The sequence below is a fragment of the Flaviflexus equikiangi genome, assembly GCF_014069875.1.
GTDB classification, from domain to species: domain Bacteria; phylum Actinomycetota; class Actinomycetes; order Actinomycetales; family Actinomycetaceae; genus Flaviflexus; species Flaviflexus equikiangi.
In genome coordinates, this window is the sequence record NZ_CP059676.1 from 857,540 (window position 1) to 879,616 (window position 22,077).

Annotated in this window: 18 protein-coding genes; 7 read left to right on the forward strand and 11 right to left on the reverse strand. The window is 60.7% G+C overall.

Annotated elements, in window-relative coordinates:
* Positions 1-29 precede the first annotated feature (29 nt).
* The 3 genes from H2O75_RS11000 to H2O75_RS04115 all read left to right on the forward strand — a co-directional run bounded on the left by H2O75_RS11000 (position 30) and on the right by H2O75_RS04115 (position 2,740).
* Entirely contained in the window at positions 30-233 is a 204-nt protein-coding gene (locus H2O75_RS11000; protein WP_182174016.1) for a helix-turn-helix domain-containing protein, read from the forward strand.
* 108 nt (positions 234-341) lie between these two features.
* Positions 342-1,862 (forward strand): ParB/RepB/Spo0J family partition protein, encoded by a 1,521-nt coding sequence (locus H2O75_RS04110; RefSeq protein ID WP_182174019.1) that lies wholly within the window; start codon positions 342-344, stop codon positions 1,860-1,862.
* Positions 1,859-2,740, forward strand: a complete 882-nt coding sequence (locus H2O75_RS04115; RefSeq protein ID WP_034511003.1) for a DNA adenine methylase — start codon at positions 1,859-1,861, stop codon at positions 2,738-2,740. Before H2O75_RS04110 ends, H2O75_RS04115 begins: the two co-directional genes overlap by 4 nt.
* Before the next feature lie 34 nt (positions 2,741-2,774).
* Here the strand turns inward: H2O75_RS04115 and H2O75_RS11005 are convergent, their stop codons facing one another.
* Entirely contained in the window at positions 2,775-3,299 is a 525-nt protein-coding gene (locus H2O75_RS11005) for a helix-turn-helix domain-containing protein (RefSeq protein WP_374971577.1), read from the reverse strand.
* 1,256 nt (positions 3,300-4,555) lie between these two features.
* On the opposite strand from H2O75_RS11005, the gene H2O75_RS04125 reads away from it, so the two are divergent.
* A complete protein-coding gene (locus tag H2O75_RS04125) occupies positions 4,556-6,016 on the forward strand; it encodes an NAD(P)/FAD-dependent oxidoreductase (protein ID WP_259365307.1) in 1,461 nt (486 codons plus the stop codon).
* A gap of 665 nt (positions 6,017-6,681) precedes the next feature.
* Here the strand turns inward: H2O75_RS04125 and H2O75_RS04130 are convergent.
* Positions 6,682-8,400, reverse strand: a complete 1,719-nt coding sequence (locus H2O75_RS04130; protein ID WP_182174022.1) for an ABC-F family ATP-binding cassette domain-containing protein — start codon at positions 8,398-8,400, stop codon at positions 6,682-6,684.
* Between the two features lie 235 nt (positions 8,401-8,635).
* On the opposite strand from H2O75_RS04130, the gene H2O75_RS04135 reads away from it, so the two are divergent.
* Positions 8,636-9,265: a GyrI-like domain-containing protein gene (locus H2O75_RS04135; RefSeq protein WP_182174025.1), complete on the forward strand. Its 630-nt coding sequence runs from the start codon at positions 8,636-8,638 to the stop codon at positions 9,263-9,265.
* 48 nt (positions 9,266-9,313) lie between these two features.
* Here the strand turns inward: H2O75_RS04135 and H2O75_RS04140 are convergent, their stop codons facing one another.
* The 3 genes from H2O75_RS04140 to H2O75_RS04150 form a co-directional block, all read right to left on the reverse strand.
* A complete protein-coding gene (locus tag H2O75_RS04140; protein ID WP_182174028.1) occupies positions 9,314-10,753 on the reverse strand; it encodes a basic amino acid/polyamine antiporter in 1,440 nt (479 codons plus the stop codon).
* Positions 10,754-10,773: 20 nt separating this feature from the next.
* Positions 10,774-11,133, reverse strand: a complete 360-nt coding sequence (locus H2O75_RS04145; RefSeq protein WP_220462784.1) for an META domain-containing protein — start codon at positions 11,131-11,133, stop codon at positions 10,774-10,776.
* A 196-nt stretch (positions 11,134-11,329) separates the two neighbouring features.
* Positions 11,330-12,295 (reverse strand): DUF5692 family protein, encoded by a 966-nt coding sequence (locus H2O75_RS04150; protein WP_182174031.1) that lies wholly within the window; start codon positions 12,293-12,295, stop codon positions 11,330-11,332.
* A 190-nt stretch (positions 12,296-12,485) separates the two neighbouring features.
* Between H2O75_RS04150 and H2O75_RS04155 the strand changes: the two genes are divergently transcribed.
* On the forward strand, positions 12,486-13,073 hold the full coding sequence (locus H2O75_RS04155) for a TetR/AcrR family transcriptional regulator C-terminal domain-containing protein (RefSeq protein ID WP_182174034.1): 588 nt from the start codon (positions 12,486-12,488) through the stop codon (positions 13,071-13,073).
* 11 nt (positions 13,074-13,084) lie between these two features.
* Here H2O75_RS04155 and mgtE read toward each other — a convergent pair whose 3' ends face one another.
* The 5 genes from mgtE to H2O75_RS04180 form a co-directional block, all read right to left on the reverse strand.
* Positions 13,085-14,443 (reverse strand): magnesium transporter, encoded by a 1,359-nt coding sequence (mgtE, locus tag H2O75_RS04160; protein WP_182174037.1) that lies wholly within the window; start codon positions 14,441-14,443, stop codon positions 13,085-13,087.
* 207 nt (positions 14,444-14,650) lie between these two features.
* Positions 14,651-15,229: a hypothetical protein gene (locus tag H2O75_RS04165; RefSeq protein ID WP_182174040.1), complete on the reverse strand. Its 579-nt coding sequence runs from the start codon at positions 15,227-15,229 to the stop codon at positions 14,651-14,653.
* A gap of 139 nt (positions 15,230-15,368) precedes the next feature.
* The gene (locus H2O75_RS04170; RefSeq protein ID WP_182174043.1) at positions 15,369-17,990 is read right to left on the reverse strand and encodes an MMPL family transporter; all 2,622 of its coding nucleotides are present in this window, start codon (positions 17,988-17,990) and stop codon (positions 15,369-15,371) included.
* A 29-nt stretch (positions 17,991-18,019) separates the two neighbouring features.
* A complete protein-coding gene (locus H2O75_RS04175) occupies positions 18,020-18,637 on the reverse strand; it encodes a TetR/AcrR family transcriptional regulator (protein WP_182174048.1) in 618 nt (205 codons plus the stop codon).
* A gap of 214 nt (positions 18,638-18,851) precedes the next feature.
* Positions 18,852-19,808 carry a bile acid:sodium symporter family protein gene (locus H2O75_RS04180; protein ID WP_240161714.1) on the reverse strand — a complete coding sequence of 319 codons (957 nt, stop codon included), beginning with the start codon at positions 19,806-19,808 and terminating at the stop codon, positions 18,852-18,854.
* 202 nt (positions 19,809-20,010) lie between these two features.
* Between H2O75_RS04180 and H2O75_RS04185 the strand changes: the two genes are divergently transcribed.
* On the forward strand, positions 20,011-20,736 hold the full coding sequence (locus tag H2O75_RS04185; RefSeq protein ID WP_182174054.1) for a zinc ribbon domain-containing protein: 726 nt from the start codon (positions 20,011-20,013) through the stop codon (positions 20,734-20,736).
* On the opposite strand, the gene H2O75_RS04190 is transcribed toward H2O75_RS04185, so the two are convergent.
* Positions 20,726-21,478 (reverse strand): YaaA family protein, encoded by a 753-nt coding sequence (locus H2O75_RS04190; RefSeq protein ID WP_182174057.1) that lies wholly within the window; start codon positions 21,476-21,478, stop codon positions 20,726-20,728. The genes H2O75_RS04185 and H2O75_RS04190 overlap by 11 nt on opposite strands.
* Positions 21,479-22,077: the final 599 nt, after the last annotated feature.

A 22,077-nucleotide genomic window follows, 5' to 3' on the forward strand; every position in this document is an offset into this window, starting at 1 on the left:
TAAGTCCAGTTCACGGAAGATGCGGGAAGATGCCAGAAGACAACGAAATCTTGACGGCTGACGAAGCTTCGGCTTTGCTGCGGGTGTCGACTAAGACAGTCCTTGCGCTTGCACGAGCAGGTACATTGCCTGGCGAAAAAGTAGGACGTGCTTGGCGTTTTTTGAAGAGTGACGTTTTGAGATACGTGAGTGGGTCAAGTGAGTCGAGGGGTGGAGTGGCGGATGATAAATAGATTCAGGTCGACTTTTCGACGCTACGACACCACAAACCTTTGCAGAATACCTCTCTGTTTTCAGCGTCCGATTCTACCCACCTTTACTCTCGGAAGAGGCTGCTGCTCATGTTAGACACTTCGACTTGGCCAATCGTTGAACTTGATGTGCTGAAAGACATACGTTTAGATCCGAAGAATGTTCGCCTCGAAATCGCTGATGCGAAAGTCGAGGCAGATATTATTGAAGACCTATTCGTCAATGAGGACGCTCTAGGACTTGTTGAAGGCATCTGCAAAATTGGGTATCTGACGCATGAAACGCCTGTAGTTCTTGATCGGCAAGGTAAGTACGTGATGGTCGAGGGGAATAGACGACTTGCCGCGCTTAAGTCAATTCAAAACCCTATGTTGGTGCCAGATTACCAAGCTCGAATTAGCGCTTTGGCAAAACAGTTACCTGATAGGTCGTCTCTGGCGAAAATTCGGGTCATGATTGCTCCTAGTCAAGACGAAGCGGACCAACTTATCGCTGCCATACATACTGGAAACTTAAGGCGAGCATGGACCCCCAGCAGGCAGGCAGCGTTTTTTCAAGCTCAGATCGACTCTGGCCGCACTCTGAATGAGCTGGTTTCTCGCTATCCGACGATTGACGTCACTAAGTTTGTTCGTCGCGCGTTATTCATTAACTTGTTCAAGTCCGTGCAATTTGACGATCCTGAGTTGCAAGACTTCTTGAATACTAAGAAGTGGGCTCGCGGACTTTCTACACTCGCGCGTATCTATGAGTCGAAAGAATTCGTTGAGCTGATTGGCCTGACAATGCAGTCAGATGGGACGCTCTCGAAAATAGTGTCCGACGAGGTTTTCAAAGAGGTGGCGACCGAAATTGTACGAGGCATGTTCGAAGAGAACATCAACACTCGAAGCCTGAATTCAGTAAAAAGTCCTCGATACACCCAATTAATGGCCGAATTGCGGCGAATAGTAGCATCAGCTCCAGATACCCAGCTCGCCGGTTCGTCTTCAGGAGATCCTGACCATACTGTCGGGGCTGGTGCCAACTTGGGTGTCGCGCCGAGTGGAGGGGACGGCAGCTCATCTGCGGCAAGAGCCACAGGTAGTGGATCGTCGCCTACCGCGAATACCTCCCGGACAAAGTCACCTGCGAGAAATTCACCGGTGAAGAAGAAAGCTAAACCCCGAAACTTAGATTTGGGTCAAGTAAAGGCCCCAGATGCCTACCCGGAAGCCTTAAAACTTCTCCTAGGAGAGCTGTCTGAAGTTGACGTGCAAAAGTTTCCGAATGTGACATTTCTGGCGATTCGAGCAGTCCTAGAAAAATCAATCAAGGCTTTCGCGGAATACAAAACGATCGACATAGGTAAAACTAAACACAACAATAAAGGTCGCGTGCAATTAGGTAACGCGTTGAGTTGGCTTCTCGACCACGTAAACACCAACGGTCCGAGTCATTTGAAGCAACCAATCAAGAGGGTCCAAACCGGCTTCCTTGTAACCTACACCTCGACCGCTGACTCGTTAAACGCTATAAATCACAATCATCATTTTAATGTTGACAGAGATCAAGCATTTGCGATGTGGTCGTCGATTGACTCAATCATGAGATATTTGATGAAACCATGAGCGCTGTAAATATTAGTGTGACGAGCAGGCGCCCCCGCATTTCCCCGCTACGTTACCCAGGCGGGAAGTCCGCCCTATATTCCCGACTGAGGAAACTCATTCGAGACATGGACATGGCGGGCTGTACTTACGTTGAGCCTTACGCCGGTGGAGTTGGGGCAGGTCTAAGCCTACTTGTTACAGGGCAAGTGGAGAAGGTCGTCATTAATGATCTCGATCCGGCGATTTACTCGTTCTGGCTGACGGTCAAGGAGCATCCAGAGTACTTGATCGAACAGATTCAAAGCGTCTCTTTAGACGTGAACGAATGGCGTAGACAACGCGAGATATATCGAGCCGTCGACACAAGCAATACCAAAGAATTGGGTTTCGCTACATTTTTCTTGAATCGAACTAATCGTTCGGGCATCCTCAACGGTGGCCCAATCGGTGGGCTGGAACAAACCGGAAATTATAAGATCGATGCTCGGTTCAATCGCGACGGTCTCACAGAGCGAATGCGAATTCTGGCACTTTACGCCGACAGTATCATCGCAACTAGACAAGACGGCAAAGATGTGATCGCCCAATTTGCAAGCCAGAATGATGCTTTTATATATGCCGACCCACCCTATTTCGAGAAGGCTGGCTCTCTCTATCTCAACGCTTTTACAGCAGAGGATCATGTTCACTTAGCGGAGATATTAAATAATTTCGCTACTAGTCGATGGATTTTAACCTACGATAACGCCCCTCAGGTCGCTGAACTATATGCCGAGCGACGTCGGAGAGAGTTCCAGTTGAATTACTCCGCTCACCGAGTCGTGAAGGCTACTGAAGTAGCAGTGTTATCTGACAGCCTTCCAGAGATTGGAGAAGGTTGGAAGATTGACGCATAACACTAGAAGCTCCTACTTTAGAGTGTTGAGTTATCTAGAAATATGCACTCATCTTTCGACGACCTTTGGGTCGAATTGTGCCCCCATTAGCTACCACTGCTGAGCGAACTGCTTCGTCGCCGATTCCCAACTGCGCTGCTACTTGACTGAGCGTGAGGCCCCCGGCGTAGAGGCGTGCCGCCTCACTTCGTAGCTGTTGTGAATGTTCCGGTGCTCTGCTCGGATGACCCGCTCGCCGAGCAATCTCTCGCACCGTCGCCCGATGGACGTTGAACCTTGTTGCCAGCTCCTGAACCGGTACCCCCTCGGCGTACCCAACGAGTAGTTCTTCACGATTCGAGGCACTCAAACGGGTTTGAGACTGACTCGAATTTTCACGCACTGGACCCCTAGAATCTGTCGTGTGAGGGGTACCAGTGCGCTGCCGCTGTGTCTTCGATCCCTTGAGGACACGCGAAATCAACGTTCTTCGCGGTTTGCTGGGGTTTGAGAAGTACCTACGAAGGCCCACTGTGAGCACCCTGGTATTGATACCCGGGTGCTTTTCATTTTTCTGCATGGGCGCAGCGAATCTGATCTGACGGGATAGTCCGGCCTGGTTTAGTCGCTGGATATCGTCACACGTGATGGGGTCGAGTCGATATTGAAGTTGAGTAGCCGACTCCTATGACACCGGTCCTACGACTGTCTTTTCCCATGTTCTAGCGTGAACGATCTGGTCCACGTCGTCAGTGGGTTAATGCACCTCACTGCCGCCAGTGCGGGCAGGCGCTGGTGCATGGGAAGACCAGCGCTGGATGTCAGCGCTACCGGTGCTCGTTCTGCGGTACGGGCCAGCATCTTCGCCTCGCTGAAAGCCCCAGTTTGTGACCTTCCTATTCTCGTGCCAGCATCGACGCGGCGCTTCGGAAACGGACCCTCAATCGGTTGACGGTGCGATTCTGGCCGCTACAGCCATTCCCCCACGCTGTCGACGAAGTCGACCGCGTGGGGGCAACGTCGATGGCGTCAACCTTGGGCGCTCAGCGGTGATCCTGGTCCGTCGCACCGACCTTTTTGGGTTGGTATCTGGCGCGAGGGGAGCGCAGCGGTGCATGGGTGTGCTCTGGCCCGGATCATACCGCCCGATGTGGTGAGGGTGCCTCGTTGCCAAAGCCCGTCGAGAGCACTGCGGCCGGACAAGGGTCCAGCTCTGCGCCTGGCGCAGCCGGGCACTGACCATGGACAGCGTTCCCGGAGTGCAACGACCAGTTCTTTCTCTCTCTCTCTCTCTCTCTCTTTCATCGTCGATGTCCTGGCGCTGCAGGCGTTGGAGATGGCTGCCCGGCATTGGAGTCATCCGCCGCAACGATCATGGCTCGATCTGCATGTGCCTCATGCCCACCAGCCGAGTCGACGGGCGCGGAGCGATGACATCGGTGCAGGGAATGCGATAGTCCAGGCTGTGAAGACGATCTGCAAAGCGAAGCCCATTCGTCAATGTGGGCCACGGAAGACCGTGGAGGAAGTCAAGATGGCAATCCTGCCATTCGTGTGGTGGTGGAGCAGCACACGCTCCCACGGTGAGATCGATCTATGCATTCCTCTCACGGTCGAATCGGCCTGCTCTTCTGAACGAGAGTCCCTTCTGGCTCCAGTGACAGGAAGAACAGTCGGGCCAAAGCGCTTGCCGAATCAGCAGCTTCCGGGTGGCAGGCCAAACCCTCCGCAAATTTTTCAAAACCAACACAATTAAATGCCCCCGGGGGTATACTGTTTTTGTAGGTGCCTGCTGATCAAGGCCACCTATTCACGTGTACATCATCAAGGGAGAGGATGCGCATGTCCAATGTAGTGGTGCTTGGCGCCGGCGTCTCCGGGCATACAGCCGCCCTGCATCTGCCTCGGATGCTGAGCAAGAATGACAATGTCACCGTCGTCACGCCGAACAGCAACTGGAACTGGATTCCATCGAACATTTGGGTTGGCGTGGGCACAATGCCTCAGTCGAAGGTGCTTTTCCCACTCGCCCCTGTCTACAAGAAGAAGGGCATCGACTTCGTTCAGGCCAAGGCTACCGAGATTTGGCCAAATGGTGGGGAAGGGGTTGAGTCAGGCTTCATCGAAGCCGAAAGCACTCTCCCCAGTCAGGCCGGTGCGAAGGTTCGAATCCCGTACGACTTCTTAATCAATGCCACGGGCCCAAGGCTCCGCTTCGAAGCAACACCGGGGCTCGGCCCTGATGGCGGCGAGACGGTCTCCGTATGCACGGCGGACCATGCGACTCACGCAGCGAAAGAACTGGAGGCATTGATCGTCCAGGCCCGCGCTGGTAAGAAGCAGGTAGCAGTCGTAGGCACCGGACATGGCACGTGCACCTGCGAGGGTGCTGCCTTTGAGTACGTCTTTAATGTGGATGACCGGCTTCGCAAGGCGGGCGTGAGGGACATGGTTCGCCTCGTCTTCCTGACCAACGAAGCCCAGCTGGGCGACTTCGGTGTTGACGGAATGACTTTTGTCGATCGTGGATTCGAGACCTCGTCAGAGCTATGGACCGCTTCGCTGTTCCGAGAACGAAATGTTGAAGCGATCGTGGGCACAGCTGTGGAGAAGATCAAGGATGGTGTGATCACCTACGAGACTCTCGATGGGGAGAAGCACCGGCTGTCCTTTGACTTCGCCATGCTCCTCCCGCCTTTTGGTGGGGTGCCGCTCAAGGCATTCGACTCAGATGGAACAGAGATCACCGCGCGGATGTTTGCCCCTTCTGGTTTCATGAAGGTCGACGCAGACTACTCGCCGAAGCCCCATGAAGAATGGAGGGCTGAGGACTGGCCCAAGACGTATGAGGCTCCCGGCTTCCCGAACGTCTTTGCCGTGGGCATTGCCTTTGCCCCGCCGCACCAGATCTCTCGACCGAGGACAACACCGAATGGGACGCTGATTGCACCCGCCCCGCCACGTACCGGCATGCCGTCCGGTGTCATGGGTAAGGCGGTCGCCGAAACAATTGCCAAGCGAATCAAAGATCCGAAGGCCGCGGCAGTGTCCGCTTCGATGGCGAACATGGGTGCTGCCTGTGTCGCTTCTGCCGGAACCGGCATGACGAAAGGTTCCGCTGCCGCGATGACCATGATGCCCGTGGTCCCTGACTACGTGAAGTACCCGACCGGTCGCGATATCAAGGACACCCGCGGAGACATCGGACTGTCGGGCCATTGGGTGAAGCTGATGCTTCACTACCTCTTCATCTACAAGGCCAAAGCCAAGCCCTTCTGGTTCCTGATTCCGGAGTAATTGCGATGACAAAAGAAATAGAAGAAACAATCTCTGATCATCCCGCCGCGCCACGGTATGAGGGAGGTCCAGTAGCTGACCTGTCCGCGGCCCCCCTTCCGACTCCTCAAACTCTTCGGGCAAGGCAGTCCCTAGTGCCGCAGTTCTTCAAGTTTGTCGGTTTCGACCTCACCATCATGCGCATGGTTCTCAAGGGGCATGCTCACGACTAACAGTTCATTGAACGTGCGGGCGGACGGTCAGTCCCTTCGAGCCCACCCGTCGGGTGCGGCGATGAGTGAATATGACCGTCCGCTCGTTCTCGCCAGCGGTAAACGCCACACTCTGCCGCCGTTCGTGGAGAACCAGTGTCGTCTGGACACGAGGGTCGAAGCCTGCGCTAAACCATTCCAACGGCTCGCAGTCTGCGTCGAGGATGACCGGTGTGATCGTGTCATGCACCAGCGTGAGCGTTGCGTCGATGCGTGCGAGGTCTCGGCCGGGCCAGTCACGTAGAGCGCAGGTGGACACGTGCTGCCACATCCGGGAGACATCCGCGCAGAGTCATCAGCTTTGACACACCAGACGAAGCTCTGTTGACAACGATGATCCAGGGGGCGGCACACGCCGTCCGGCAACCATCAAGACCGCACCAGGTGACGATGCTGGAGAGAATCACACGCTTCCTATGTACCTTCGAGGTGCAGGCGCTGCCCCGACCATCGCCCGCGCAGCCACCGGTCGTGTGATGCGACGATGACGGTTCCGGGGTAGTGAGTCAGCGCGCTTTCGAGAGCTGTGACCAAGCTGAGCGAGAAATGGTTGGTGGGTTCGTCGAGGAGCAGGATCTCGGGCGGGTCCGCCAGGAGGATAGCGAGAGCCAGTCGACGCTGCTGGCCGACACTGAGGTCGAGCACGCTGCGGTTCTGGTCTCGCCCTGCGAGTAAGCCGAAAGTGCTGAGGGGAACCTTTTCTGCAAGGTCCACTCCGACGAGATCGCTGTAGGTCTCCCGTGCGGTGCGTGATGATCCGCGATCGCTCGGGTCTGGAATGAAGATGTCTTGCGACAGGAGACGGACTCGATCCTCGGGGGAGTGGGTGACCTGACCGTGTGACGGCTCGAGGGTGCCTGCGAGCAGCCGAAGCAGGGTGGACTTGCCGGACCCGTTGGCGCCGGTGATGAGCCACTTCTCGCCCCGACTGATGCTGACCGACGTCGCCGGGAGACGGCCTGTCACCGCCGCATTGACCGCGGTCAGGACAGGCCCGGGAGGTCTGTTGTCTCGCGGGTTCCCGCCGGCGGTCAGTCCGCGGAACTCCAGGTCCACAGGAGGCTTGCGGATCTGTCGTTGCTCGAGATCGGACAGGCGGCTTCGAGCGTCATTCACTCTCCGAGAGACGACGGTGGCATTGCGATCGGAATAGAACTTCCGTGCTGACCGCGCCTCCGTCCGAGGACCCCGATCCGAGTGCCCAACAGTCTGCTGTTCCCGGACCGCGGCTCGCAGGCGGGACAGCTCCTCCCGTTCATCCCGATACTGCCGTTCCCAGCGCGCGTGCTCCTTGGCGCGTGTCGCCAGGTAGTGACTGTAGGTGCCGGTGAACCGGGTGACCCCGATTCCCGTTCCCGTACCGTCGTGGACGAGTTCCCCAGTCAGCGCGTGTGGCAGCGGTGACGGGTCGAGGTCGAGGAGAGAGGAGGCAGTCGTATCGAGGAACGCACGGTCGTGACTAGCGATCAGTACCGGCCCCCGCCATGCAGTGAGGACGCGGGCGAGGTAGTCAGCCGCACTATCATCAAGATGGTTCGTCGGCTCATCGAGAAGCAGCACATCCGGTGCGCTGAGGAGGAGCCACGCCAGGGCAAGTCGAGCTCGTTGCCCGCCCGAGAGCGTCCCGACCTGACGGTTCCGGTCAACGGCGCCGAGTCCGAGACCGGTCAGCATGGTGGATATTGTGGCATCGACGCCCCAGGCGTCGAGACGCTCGGCCGTGTCGAGTGAGCGTGCGAAAGCGTCTGCCGCCTCGTGATCGTGAGGCCGGGAGGCCAGTGCGCTGGCGAGAGTCCCCACGGCTTCTGCCGCGTGGCGGGCCGGGGCAACCGCCGATTCGATAGCGTCAGAGACCGACGCATGCTCGGGGAACGGGGGTTCTTGATGGAGGAGGCCGACGGACGGCGGATGGACCGCATTGACGGTGATCGTGCCAGCATCCGGCTCCAAGGCGCCGGAAATCAGCCTGAGCAGTGTTGATTTGCCGCAGCCGTTCTCGCCGATGAGGCCAACTCTGTCGCCTGCGGCGGCGACGAACGAGACGTCTGTGAGTACTCGGCGATCACGGTAGGAGAATGACAGTCCGTCCACACGCACGTGGGTGGACATGGGAGAAGGGAATGTGTGAGACATGGGATCCTCAGGCGTGACGAAACCTTCCGGGCCATAGCCTCGGAAGGTCAGGAGCGCGCTCACATCTTCACCCGTGCAGTGTATCAAGTCGTCCCCATTCTCGCGATGGTCTTTGTGTATCGGCCTGGCCTGTCGCAGTCCCCGAGAAGTGCTTCAACCTCCGCCCGCACCCTGTCGAGCATTCGCCCCTGATCCGTCCGTTCGCGCTGAGACTGGAGAGATCTACGATAGGGAAATGAGCGTGAAGATCGATCTCAAGAAGATATGCCCGTCCTATCGGGCGAAGCGCGGCGTCGTCGACATCATCGAGGTGCCGACCATGAGGTACCTGACCGTGACGGGGCATGGGGATCCGAACACGGAGCAGGGCTATCAGGAAGCGGTCGAAGCGCTCTACACCGTTGCCTACAAAATCAAGTTCGCCAGCAAGAGGGAGCTGGAGCGCGACTACGTCGTGCCGCCTCTCGAGGGACTGTGGTGGGCAGACGATATGGATGCCTTCACGGGCAGGCTCGACAAGTCGCAGTGGACATGGACCATGATGATCCTCGTGCCCGAATGGGTCAGCGACAGCATGGTCGCCCATGTCATCGCGGCAGTCGGCGAAAGCAAAACGCCGCCGCCGCGCCTCATGGACGTGAGTCTTGACCGGCTTGACGAAGGGCTCTGCGTCCAAACCCTCCACGTCGGCTCTTTCGACGATGAGGGGCCGGTACTCGACGCGATCCACCACGATGTCATCCCGCGCCACGGTCTGATCATGACGGGAAGGCACCACGAGATCTACCTCAGCGATCCGCGCCGCACGGCTCCCGAGAGGCTGAGAACGATACTCCGCCAACCCGTCGCACACGCGTTGTCATAGACAGCTGCTCGATGCCTAGAGGGATCTCGGCAAGGGAGATGTTCAGGTCTACAGGACGACCCATCCCGCACTGAGGCTCACGATCGCACCGACCGCGAGTGCGGTGATCATCGCGAAAGTGGCGAGTTCGCCCCTCGCGAAGGGACGCTTGCCAGCCTCTTTGCGCGTGAGGATGAAGAGGATGGAGACGGGGGCGTAGAAGATGAAGGAGATGAGGAGGAGGTGCGGGCCTGCCGCGACGACGAGGAAGCCCGTGTAGGCGACCGCGAGGCTTGCCACGATGAGGTCGTTGCGGCGAATCCTCTGGTTCTCCGTCTCGTATGTCTCGTTGCGCAGTCGGATCTTGAAGGCGTAGAGCGCGGCGAGGAAGAAGGGGATGAGGGTCATGACGGCCGACATGTCGAGTGCGAAGTCGAAGGCGTCAGTCGAGAAGTAGGTGAGGATGAGGACCACTTGGGCGAGACTCGAGGAGAGCAGGAGTGCATTGACCGGTGCTTGACGGTGGTTGAGCTTCGAGAGGAAGCGCGGCATGTCGCCCCCGCGGCTTGCCATATACAGCACCTCGGCCGCCATGAGAGTCCACGCCAGGTAGGCGCCCAGCACCGTGATGATGAGGCCCGCTGAGACGAAGCCGGATCCCCAGGGGCCGACTGCCTCATTGAGGATCCCTGCCATGGAGGGCTGGTTGAGTGCGGCAATATCAGCCATGGGCATGGTGCCATAGGAGACGATCGTGACGGATGCGAAGATCGAGAGGACTGTCAGGAAGCCGAGGACGGTGGCCCTGCCGACGTCTTCTCTCCGCCTCGCATACCGTGAGTAGACGCTTGCTCCCTCGACGCCGAGGAAGACGAAGACCATGACGAGCATGGTGCTACGCACCTGGGTGAAGAACGAGCCGGTGTACTCTGCGCCGTGCATGTTCCCGACGAACGTGTCCCAGTCGAAGATGGAGACTGCGAGAACGATGAAGACGAGGATGGGGACAACCTTCGCCACCGTCACGACGCGGTTGATGGAGGCGGCCCTGCCGGTTCCTCTCTGCACCATGAAGAAGAACAGCCACAGGCCTGCCGAGGAGAGGGCGATCGCGGGGATCGTGCCGCCGTCTCCGAGGGCTGGTATCCACTGTCCGAGGGTGGACATGATGAGGACCCAGTAGACGACGTTGCCAATGCAGGCACTGGCCCAATATCCGGCTGCCGCGATGAAGCCCGTATATTCGCCGAAACCTGCCTTCGCGTAGGCGTACACGCCGGCGTCGAGGTCTGGTTTGCGCATGGCGAGGCGCTGGAAGACGAAGGCAAGCATGAGTGTGCCGGTGCCGGCAATCGCCCATGCTGTGATCGCCCCGAGGGCGCCCGTTTCTTGCGCGAAACGTCCGGGCAGGGAGAATACTCCCGCTCCGACCATGGATCCGACCACCATGGCGGTCAGAGTGAAAACAGAGACGCGCGGCACGCTGGCCGTGCCGACATCGCTCGTCATAGCAGTGCCCTTACGGTGGGTTAACGCTCCAGTGTGCCGATCGTCGTGCCAGCATCATCAAGCACGGTCATCGTGTCACCATCGATCTCGGCGGTGGCGAGGCCCGATAGCCACGTGTCGACACCATCGCAGAACATCTTCGTCGAGGCGACTTCGCTGAACGTGATGACGCCGTCAGTCTCGGACCAGGTGCCCATGAGCCGGTTGCATCCGTCCGTACCGGACAGCGCACCCTCATCAGCAAGCACGAGTTCGCTGCCGGCCGTGTCAGCCCACGTGCCTTTCGCTGTTTCGCCCGCTTCAGCATCGGATGAGCATCCTGACATGAAGCTGCCCGCGAGAAGCGCAGCAACACTGACCATATACAGATTCTTTTTCACGAGTTGTGTCCTCTCCAGCAGTGGCGGCGCCATGCTCTTCACCCAAGACTACCCTCGAGCGATCCCAGTTCCGAACAGAATCCGGGGGGATCTGTGTCTCGCAATCACATCGTGATATTCACTGGTGATCTCGCGATTTCGGGGACCATCTGCCGGCCGCACGACGTGCAGCCGGCAGATGCCCAAAGATAGGGTTTCAGACGCGTTCTGGAACCTTCGCGGTGGGAGCCTCGACCGCGGCCGTGTTCGCCGCGACGATCGCCTTGTACTGGGGGAGGTGGGTGTAGAGCTCGTCGGTCAGCGGGTTGAGGCGCTTCCTCCGGATCGTCGCGATCTGGTAGATGATGACCGCGATGTTGACCGCGAGGGACAGTGCGGAGATGACGAAGAGCGCGACGGGGCTGCGCGAGGTTTCGACGGAGAACATCGAGTCCGACACGAACATCGGCACCGCCATCGTGAACATCATCCACAAGGCAAGCGTGTTGGCGCGATGCTGGAGCCAAGCGCCCTTCTTGATGAAGAAGGCAGGAATCGTGCACGAGATGAGGAGGGCGGCACCGGCGTAGAACGAGTGGTCACCGACGCAGTTGTAGACGTAGGCGAAGTTCCACAGATCGTAGGCGATGATCCAGAACCACATCATGTCGGGCCAGATCATGTCCTTCGACTTGTCGCTCGAGATGAAGATGCCGAACCAGCCGCAGATGGCGACGAGATTGAGCAGGCCTGCGATGCCGTTCATCCAGTTCCACGAGCCGGAGAGCATGTAGACGCCGTCGACGATGCCGTCCGCTCCCATCGCACCCACCTGGAAGTCGCGGATGCAGGCCTCGAGGATGTTGATCGCGAGAATCGCTGCGGGGAAGATGAGGACCTTCTTGTTGGCGGCAACCTTGGGGAAGTAACGGATCGCCATGAAGCCGAGCGAGCCGGCCAGCGCCGAATAGACCTTCACCCAGTGGAACCAGGTCCCGGTCGATGAACCGGCGCCCGCCGTCGTCGGGAACACGAAGATCGTCAGGACGATCGGGAGGATGATGAAGAAGGCGATTCCGCCCCACTTCCAGCGGCGAGTCACCTCGTTGAGGCCGATGAGTGCGCCGAGAACGACGAACCACATGAGCCACGAATACCATGGGATCGATTCATAGAAAAACACGGTGTATCTCCTCAAGTACTATCGCGACTTCCTTGCCGCGCTTCTCCCTGAGCGTAGAATCGGGTGGGTGAAGCCGGATATAGACACAACGCGAGAGGTGTCGTAAAACGGCCTCCCGGCATCGCATCGATCATCGCCGCATGCCCACCATCGGGACCTCCGTCCCACAGAATGACCAGCGAGGGGGAGAATGTCACTGTCGACGAGGGAGCTTCTCTCCCGCGCCCTCAAACAGCAGCTCCTGACCACGCGGCTCAATCGCGTGACCGTGTCGAGCCTGTCGGCCCAGGCCGGCATCAACCGGCAAACCTTCTACTACCACTTCTCGGATGTCTACGACCTTGCGGCCTGGGTCTTCGAACAGGAGATCGCCAACCACATCCTCGACCACGCCACGTACGGGGAATGGGCGGAGGGCTACCGGACGCTCCTGCGATACATGCAGGACCATCGCGAGGAGACGCGGGCCGTTCTCAACTCCATCACCCACCAGCGCAGAGACGAGTTCTTCCTCGGCCAGTTCCGGTTCATGATGGAGGCGATCGTGACCGAGCTGCAGGGCGATATTGTGCTCCGCGATGAGGACCGCCAGTTCATCATCGATCACTATGCCTCGAGCATCCACGGGCACTTCCTCAGGTGGCTGGCGCGCGACGGCCAGGACGATCCGGATATCCTCGTGAGCAACATCGAGAAGATCCTCAAGGGATCGGTGACAGAATCCCTCGAACGGTTCGCCCAGCCGCGGCCGTCCACGAGCCGCACCCAATCCGGCTAGCGTCTCGCGGATCAGATTCCGAGGATCGCTTTTGCGATGAGGAAGTAGATGATGAGGCCCGTGGCATCGACAAATGTTGTGATGAACGGGTTGGAGAAGACTGCCGGATCGACGCCGATGGCTTTCGCAATGAGGGGCATGACGCCGCCGACGGTTGCCGCCAGCGTGCAGACAGCCACGATCGTGAGGCCGATGACGACACCGAATCGGGGTTCGAAGACGATGCCGACGATGAGGGCTCCGACGGCTCCGAGGAGCAGGCCGAGACTGAGCCCGACCATGAACTCTCGTCTGAAGACCCGGGCAAGATCGCGCAGGCCCACATCTCCGAGAGCCATCGCCCGCGTCACCGTTGTGGCGGCCTGGTTGCCGGTGTTGCCGCCGGTGCCGATGAGGAGGGGCACGAAGAGAGCGAGGGCGGTGACCTCTGCGAGAGTCGCCTCGAAGAGGGACAGCACCTGCACGGTGAGTGCCGCGCCGATGGCGAGAACGAGCAGCCACACGATACGGGACGTGACAAGGCGGCGCACCGGGGTCGCGAAGTAGGGGCGGCGGAGGGGTTCCACTCCGCCCTGGCGGGAGGAATCTTCCGTCTCCTCGTGCTCGAGTATGCGTACCGCATCGTCGATCGTCAGAATGCCGACCAGCCGATTCTCGCGATCGACAATGGGCAGGGCAAGGAGACCGCGGTCCGTGCAGGCACGCGCCGCATCCTCATCCGAGTCGTATGCTGTGCGCACGGCAGGCTTGTGCATGATCTCGGCGATTGTCTGCGCCGGCTCGGCTTTGAGGAGGTCTCGCAGGCTGACGACTCCGACGACGTGCCGCGTCTCGTCCAGGACCGGCAGGGTGTAGATCGTCTCCGCATCGTCCACGTGTGCGCGGACCCGCTCCATCGTCTGCGCCACCGTGTAGGTCGTCTTCGTCGAGACATATTCGGGAGACATGCGCCTCCCGACAGAACCTTTCGGGTAGCCGAGTACCTCGTTCGTCAGCTGACGTTCCTTGGCTGTCAGGCCGTGGAGCATCCGTGAGGCGAGAGCGGCGGGGAGCTCTTCCAGGATCCAGGCGCGATCATCGGGATCGAGTCCCGCAAAGATGTCGGCGACGTCAGCAGCCTGCAGCCCTGAGATGATATCGCTCTGCTGGCCGGGGCTCAGCCGTTCGAAGACTGACATGGCACGGTCTTTCGGCAGGAGCCGGAAGACGATGGCCTGATGGGTGATGGGAAGGCGTTCGAGCAGGGTGGCTGTCAGGCCAGCATCGAGAGGTTCGAGGTGGCGTGAGAGTGCCTCCAGATCCCCGCTGTTGACCAGTGCAGTCGTCGACACAAGAATGTCGGAGGGATCGAGTCGTGGCTGAGAGGGCATGGTGGTCCTTCATGGTCGACGTCGTCGACCGGCGGTTGTCACCCTCCGCCGACACGAATCGCGTGCACGGGGAGGGAGGCGAACGGTCTGTGAGGCGAACTGTCACTAGGCACTGCATCCACCTCGCTTTCCGTCACTCGCACCTTCACCGTATCAGGATCTGCCCGTCAGGTCTCGGTGGCCGGGACCCCCTGTGATGAGTTCCTGTCAGAAGGCGATGTCTGTCGCGCCCTCGGGAAGGAAGAGGACGCCCACGACAGCATCATCCTTGTCGAATGCGACTCGTCCCATGATCTCCCCAGCCTCGAGCCGGAGAGTCGTCACGCCGATGGCGATCCCGAGGAGCTTGCCGTTGATCTTCCCGAGCAGATTGCCTTCTGGTTCGGTGCTCTTCGGGGTGGTGACGAAGGTGTTGTCACACCCTTCCAGCTCGCCGTATTCGCCGACGACGCTCGCCCACACCTCGATGATCGTGGGCCATGGGAGCTCCTTTCGCGTGCGGTGGTGAAGCATGCCCATGGCCGCCTCCTCGTCTCCTTCGGCGACGAGGGTGAAGAACTTCTCCGTGAGTGCGGGCAGGTGATCTGTCATGCGAGCTGACATGGTCTCTCCAGTCGTCGGATTCTTGGGTTTGCCGAAGCGTTTGAACGCGGCCTGCCGTGACATCCCGAGGGCTGCCCCGATCTCGGCCCAGGTTGAACCGTCGAGCCGTGCACGGGCAACAGCCTCATCGAGGCGGCGGTGTGCTTCGGCGACGTCTCGGTGCGCGGCTCGTATCCTCTCCATGCCACAAGTCAACCAAAGGTTGACAACACTGTCAACTGTTGGTTGACGTCTTGTGGCTGTCTTGAGCGGTTTCTTCGACGAGTGAGGGGCGCGGTCTCAGCGACTGCGCCCCTCAGCAATGCCCTACTGCTCTATGTCGTCACACCTCTATGCTCACATTGTCCGCCGGGCGCGCGTGCTTGCCGCCCCGCGACGCGGTCTCTCGGTCGATCGATGCGCCTTCCACATCGACCTGCGGGAGGATCTTCTCGAGCCAGGAGGGGAGCCACCAGGCCTTCTCGCCGAGGATGGTGAGAAGGGCGGGGATGAGTGTCATCCGGACGACGAATGCGTCGAGGGCGACGCCGATCGCGAGGCCGAAGCCGATGGGGCGAATCATCGGCATCTCCGAGAAGATGAATCCGGCGAAGACGGAGAACATGATGAGGGCTGCGGCGATGACAACGGCGCGTCCTGCGTACAGTCCGTCCACGACGGCCTTCTTTGCGGGCCTGCCGTGTGACCAGGCCTCCCTCATGCCAGTCGTGAGGAACAGCTGATAGTCCATGGCCAAACCGAACAGGATGCCGACGAGGATCGTGGGGAGGAAGGACAGGATCGGGCCGGGGGTATGGACGCCGAACAGGTCACCCAACCAGCCCCACTGGTAGATCGCGACAACGGCTCCCATCGCCGCGAGCGACGAGAAGAGGAAGCCGAGAGTCGCGGCGAGCGGGACGAGAATGGAGCGGAACACGAGGACGAGCAGGACGAATGAGATCGCGATGATGATTGCCAGGTAGACGGGTAGGGCGCCGGCAAGGTTCTCCGACACGTCGATCTGCATCGCGGTCTGTCCCGTCACCTCGAGTTCGACGGTGCCGCCGTCGACAGTGAGCGGGGACATGTCGCGAATGTCGTGCACGAGGTTCTCTGTCTCCACGTCTGACGGGCCCGTCGTGCCGATGACCTGGAAGACTGCCAGGTCGCCGCTGTCCGAGGCGCCGGCGGGAAGCACTGACACGATCTCGTCGAGGCCGGCGAGCTGTTCGCCCACCTGGAGGATGGTCTCCGCCCGCTCCTCGTCCGTCAGATCGGAGGGAAGGTCGGCGGCCACGATATGGGGCCCATTGAAGCCGGGCCCGAAGGCGTCGGCCGTGATCATGTAGCTCTCGTACGCGTCAGTCCCCGGATCTTCGGTCGATCCATCAGGCAGGCCGAGCCGCATGGAGAAGAACGGGATCGCAAGGACCGCAAGGAGGGCGATCGCGGAGACGGAGGTGAGCCACGGGTGGCGTGCAGGGATCGGCACCCGGCGGGAATCGTTATCCTCGTGGGGCGCGACAATGCTGTCGAGGGACTGCGCCTGCGCACGCTTCTTGACGGGCAGAACCCGGTATCCGAGGAAGTGGAGCAGTGCCGGGGTGAAGGTGATCGTCAGCGCGACGGCGAAGAACACCGCCATGGCTGCCACGTTTCCGAGAACCCCGAGGAAGGGGATGCCGACAACATTGAGGGACACGAGGGCCGTGATAACGGTCAGGCCGGCAAAGACGACCGCATTGCCGGACGTTCCCACAGCCAGGCCGATCGACTCATCGATGCCGTGCCCGCGCATGAGCTGCTGCCGGTGCCGGTTGACGACGAACAGGGTGTAGTCGATGCCGACCGCGAGACCGAGCATGATGCCGAGAATCGGGGAGATCTGGTGCATGTCGATGAACCCTGCCAGTCCCATCGTCACCATGACGGTGAGCGCGACGCCGACAAGGCCGGTCAGGATCGGCAGGGCCGATGTGACGACGGTGCGGAGCATGATGAAGAGGACGAGGCCCGCCACCAGCAGGCCGATGATCTCGGATGGGCCGACGATGTTGGAGATGTCGGAGGCAATGGCCTGAGAGTAGTAGACCTCGACCGTGTCCAGCTCAGAGTTGATGGCATCCTGCAGGCCCGTCTTCGTTTCCGTCGTCACCGACATGGCGTCGACATCGAACGTGACGGTGGCGATGGCAGTCGTCCCGTCGTCGGAGACGACGGCGTAATCCCCGAGAATCTCGAGCGTCCGCATGCCGTTCTCAAGCTCGACCCGCCCCTGTGCGAGCTCCGCTTCTCCCGCCTCGAGTTCCGCAAAAGCTGCGTCAAGCTCTGCCTGCTGGGCAGAGAGTTCCGTCTCTGCCGCGCTGAGCTCTGTCTCGGCCGCGTCCAGTGCGCCGACCTGGGCGGCAACCTCCGGAGGCAACTGATCAGCCGGAACGTCCGGAATCTGTGCGCGTGCCGCGTCGATCTCAGCCCGCGAAGCCTCGAGCTGGTCCCGGCCAGCATCGAGGGCCGCCTGTCCCTCCTCAGCCTGCTGACGTGCGGCGGCCAGTTCCGCCGCACCCGCGTCCAGCTGCTGGCCGGCGGCTTCAGCTTCGGCGATCTGCGCCGACATCTCAGCCTGCGTCTGGAACGGATCAAGCGTGTCGTAGCTGCCCTCGACGGACTGTGCCGCGACAAGTGCGTCAGAGATCTCGGCCCGCTGCTCCTCCGTCAGGGACGCCCCGTCTGGAGACGTGAATGTCATGGTTCCCGTGCCGCGAGCCGCGTCGGGCAGTTCGTCTTCGAGACGGTCGGCCAGATCCTGCGAGCGGGTGCCCGGAATCGTGAGGTTGGTGGAATACTCCCCGCCGCCCACGGTGCCGAAGAGGATGGCGGCAACGAGTGCTACCACCCACAGGACGATGGTGACAGGTGCATGCTTGGCACTTGAGCGGCCGAGCCGCTGCAAGAGTTTCGCCATGATGGGGGACCTTTCGGTTGAGTCGAGAGCTAGGAGAGTGCGCGGTGGCCCACGCGGACGAGCTCGAGGGCGCGAATCAGAAGAGCCGACCATTCTTCCCTCGTGCGTTCGTTGGGATAGTCCCGGAACCACAGAGTCTGAGAAGTCTGCACGGCGGAGATCAGGGCGTGGGAGATGAGCTCCACATCCCGCCGATCGATCGACGGCAGCTGGTCGCCGACGACGTCGCTGAGCAGACCGGCCGTCTGGTCGACGATCTGGCTCGCCCACAGCACCGTATCGGTGCACCGGCTGTCTCGCGACAGCACGTCACCGACGTGATGCAGGATGGTGTAGGCCTCCTCGCTTCGCGCCATCTCCTCGAAACGGATGATGAGTTCGTCAAGGGACGTGAAGCTGTGGGGGAGGGCGCCGAGAGTGGCGATGAGGGGGTCGATGCAGGACGTGAGATAGGCGTACACGGCGTCGTCCACTGTCGGGAAGTGGTTGAAGATCGACCGGCGCGATGTTCCTGCCCGCTCCGCGAGCTCGGTAACCGTGAAGCTCCCCATTCCCCGCGTGCTCGCAAGCTCACCGGCCGCGCTGATGATGGCGCGCCGGTTGCGTTCCTTCACCGTCTCGCGGGGCAGGGTCTTGTCGTCTGGCACGCGGTTCACTATAGAGAGCGATTTGCACTCAGTGCAATGTGGTGCCCGGTGCGTTACCCCACTGTTCGCGGAGAGTGGAGACGCGGGGCCTTCCTGCAGTCAGTCCGATCTGCCATCTGCCACTCCGACCACGCGCGACAGGCATGCAGGTCGGGTTGACGTCCCGGCGCGGCATGAGGAGCGCGCCCCACATATCGCCGCGTCGAGAGCCCCGCTACTCGCTGACGGCTTCCTCGGGCGTCGGCTTGGCACGGTAGATGAGGGAGAGGATGCCGCCGGAGATGTTGTGCCACACCGAGAACACGGCCGCGGGAAGCGCAGAGATCGGTTCGAAGTACTGGCCTGCAAGGGTTGCCGCCAAACCCGAGTTCTGCATGCCGACCTCGATGGACATCGTCCTCGACTGGCGCTCGCCCGTCTTGAAGAGCCTGCCCGCGCCGTAGCCCAGGAGGTAGCCCAGGCCATTGTGGAGGATGACGACAATGAACACGAGGAACCCTGCCTCGACGATCGAATCGGCGGAGCGGGAGACCACGGCGATCACGACGTAAGTGATCCCGAGGACGGAGATCCAGGGAAGGGCCGGGAGTGCTCGGTCGATCCATGACCTGGCTGCGTAGCGGACTGCGAGACCTGCGACGATCGGGATGATGACGAGCTTGACGATCGACAACGCCATGTCTGATGCCGACACATCCAGCGTCCGGTCCGCCAGCCACAGCGTGAGAAGCGGCGTGAGGAGGGGAGCAAGCAGTGTGGACACGGACGTCATGGTGACAGACAGCGCCACATCGCCCTTCGCCAAGTAGGTGATGACATTCGAGCTCGTTCCGCCGGGTGCGCAACCCACGAGGATGACGCCGACAGCAAGCTCGGGGGACAGGTTGAAAGCCCACGACAGCAGCACCGCAAGGCACGGCATGATGACATATTGGGCGACAACCCCCAGCAGGACCGGCAGCGGATGCTTCACGACGAGCACGAAATCGGGCAGGGTCAGCGTCAGTCCCATGCCGAACATGATGATGCCGAGCGCGATCTGAGTCTGGCCCGTCCACGGGATCGCCGCCTCTGGCGCGATGAAGGCAAACAGGAAGCCTGCGATGATGATGAACGGAAAGACCGTCACCGCGAGCATTGATGATCGATCCTCAGAAGTGCGCTGAACCATGCCACTATCCTCCACCATCACCGCCGACCATCACCGCGCACCTCCCCTCACGTCTCACGCTGTGACATGCGGCAGGCGGGCGAGAGGCGGATGTCCACACCGGGCCTCGTCCCGTACCATGGCCTGTATATCCACGTTCGCGGCGGGGCACACCTGCACGAACGCCATCTAGCCGTGCGCAGCGAAGCGCTTCGAGGGGATCATGAAGGCAACACGCGAAGAACAGCAGGCACTCCTCACCCTCGCGGAGATCGACCGCGAGGCGGGAAAACTCAACTATGCCCTGTCGGCCCTGCCGATCTACTCCGAACTCGAGGCCGCGGAAGCGGCGCTCTCCTCACACGCGAAGCGCGCGCGAGAGACCGCCGACAGAAGGCCCCACATCGAGACCACCATCAATGACTGCGGGGCCAGGGTCGAGCAGCTGAGCGCCACGATCAACCGCAAGCAGGGCCAGCTCGAATCGGGCGAGAACATGGACTCGCGTCAGCTCATCGTCCTCCAGGGCGAGATCGACGGGCTGAAAGAGAGCCGCGAGAGGATCGAACTCGAGGAGCTGGAGGCGATGGAGAGGCTCGACGCGCTCGAGAGCGAGATCGAATCCGACGCCTTAGAGCTGAGCCGGCTCGCTTCGGTGCGCGATGATCTGTCCGGCCGGCGAGATCGCGATGTCGCATCGCTGCAGTCCCAGATCGACGAGGTCCGCTCCCGGCGCGATGCGCTCGCGCGAAGGATCCCTTCTGACATCCTCGATGCCTACGAGGAATCTCGGAGCGTGGGCGGATCCGGTGTGGTCGTCATGAGAGAGGACGGCAGCGTAGACGGGGGGATGGACCTGTCGATGATCGAGATCGAGCGTGTGAAGGCGCTGCCGGCCGACCAGGTCTATGTCACGGAGGATACCGGCGCCGTCGTCATCAGAGGCTAGATTCCACCACCGTCAAGACGAAACTGCTTCCGCTTCCGGTGAGCTCGACCGTGCCGACGCGGCCGGCTTCATGGGCGAGATCATCGGCTGTCCGCGGGGGCGTCTCCGCCTCGAGTGCGAGCCGCGCGATCAGGCCCCGGTAATGCTTCGCATTGTGGGTGATGACCTTGCGTTGACCATTCGTGTCCCGAACGGCGTTGATGGCGACACGAACGGCCGTCACGGGAGGCTTCCATGCCGCATAATCGGCTGATCTGCCGTCGATGACAAGCTGCCCATCGGCCCGCTCGTCCAAACGCCGCCACAGGGGGCGCCACCTGGATGCCGGAGTGCCCCCGGGAAGCTTCACTCCCATCGTCAGCCTGTACCTGGGAATCAGATCGCGGGGGGAGACTGCGCCGAACAGTGCGGAGAAGATCAGCACCTGATCGTCTGCCCGCGCCCTGGCCGCGTCGCTGAGCGTCGAGAAGTCCGCCGCCTGATAGAGCACTCCCGTATAGACATCGTGGGCGGGTGCGCACGGCAATGCCGTAAGGTTGCGCTGCGCATGGACCTCGTGCTCGACGCGGGCACCCACGCCCAGCAGGTCAGTCGCGGACGGAAGCTTGCTGACCTCTTCGAGTTCACGGACGAGTTCGCGCCGCTGAGCGGTGAACGGCGGGATGCTCATGGAATCGAGATCGAGCGGCGGTCCCGACTGGGGAGCCGCCTTGCCTTGGGAGGGTGGTAGGGCGATAAGCACCGAAGTATTCTACGACGAAACGGTTACGCAGTTTCCTCCCTGCACGGTGTTGGGCACGGACGTTACGGTCCCGGCTGGGGCCGGCAGTAGACGGTGCGATTATGTGGCATCAGCACTCGGCGCTACCACGAAGATCGTCACCGCGCTGGCAAGAGTAGTTTCCGCGTCCGAATCGGAACCCGCCTCGAAGATCATGACGGACCCTACGTTCGGACACTCGCATCCCGCGTCGCCTACTACGAACGCTGGGCGAAAGACTAGGAAATCCAGGCACGCCCCAAAGCACGCGCCGTCGCAGGAGACCCCGACCTCGGCGCAGCCTTCGTCGATGCCATCCAGCCTTTCATCTGGTCCGCCTCGGGTCGAGACAACGCGTCATATGAGGGGGTGCGTCGAATCGACCATCGCCAGTAGAGATACCGCGCGACAGATCAAGCTAGGCGCCGGGGGATTGAGGAACGTCGAGTTCACAGTCCAGCTACTCGACAAGGATGGTGGCCTCGGTCGAGTGGCGATTCCATGAACTCCGCCGGGCAGTGAACAACTGTCGTCAAGCTCAACACGAAGATGAGTTGTTCCGACACTTTTGAGACAAAGAA

Excerpts from the sequence above, each read along its gene's own strand:
- H2O75_RS11000 (WP_182174016.1), top strand. The coding sequence starts at position 30 with ATGCCAGAAGACAACGAAATCTTGACGGCTGACGAAGCTTCGGCTTTG.
- H2O75_RS04110 (WP_182174019.1), top strand. The coding sequence starts at position 342 with ATGTTAGACACTTCGACTTGGCCAATCGTTGAACTTGATGTGCTGAAA.
- H2O75_RS04115 (WP_034511003.1), top strand. The coding sequence starts at position 1,859 with ATGAGCGCTGTAAATATTAGTGTGACGAGCAGGCGCCCCCGCATTTCC.
- H2O75_RS11005 (WP_374971577.1), bottom strand. The coding sequence starts at position 3,299 with ATGCAGAAAAATGAAAAGCACCCGGGTATCAATACCAGGGTGCTCACA.
- H2O75_RS04125 (WP_259365307.1), top strand. The coding sequence starts at position 4,556 with ATGCGCATGTCCAATGTAGTGGTGCTTGGCGCCGGCGTCTCCGGGCAT.
- H2O75_RS04130 (WP_182174022.1), bottom strand. The coding sequence starts at position 8,400 with ATGTCTCACACATTCCCTTCTCCCATGTCCACCCACGTGCGTGTGGAC.
- H2O75_RS04135 (WP_182174025.1), top strand. The coding sequence starts at position 8,636 with ATGAGCGTGAAGATCGATCTCAAGAAGATATGCCCGTCCTATCGGGCG.
- H2O75_RS04140 (WP_182174028.1), bottom strand. The coding sequence starts at position 10,753 with ATGACGAGCGATGTCGGCACGGCCAGCGTGCCGCGCGTCTCTGTTTTC.
- H2O75_RS04155 (WP_182174034.1), top strand. The coding sequence starts at position 12,486 with ATGTCACTGTCGACGAGGGAGCTTCTCTCCCGCGCCCTCAAACAGCAG.
- mgtE (WP_182174037.1), bottom strand. The coding sequence starts at position 14,443 with ATGCCCTCTCAGCCACGACTCGATCCCTCCGACATTCTTGTGTCGACG.
- H2O75_RS04165 (WP_182174040.1), bottom strand. The coding sequence starts at position 15,229 with ATGGAGAGGATACGAGCCGCGCACCGAGACGTCGCCGAAGCACACCGC.
- H2O75_RS04170 (WP_182174043.1), bottom strand. The coding sequence starts at position 17,990 with ATGGCGAAACTCTTGCAGCGGCTCGGCCGCTCAAGTGCCAAGCATGCA.
- H2O75_RS04180 (WP_240161714.1), bottom strand. The coding sequence starts at position 19,808 with ATGGTTCAGCGCACTTCTGAGGATCGATCATCAATGCTCGCGGTGACG.
- H2O75_RS04185 (WP_182174054.1), top strand. The coding sequence starts at position 20,011 with ATGAAGGCAACACGCGAAGAACAGCAGGCACTCCTCACCCTCGCGGAG.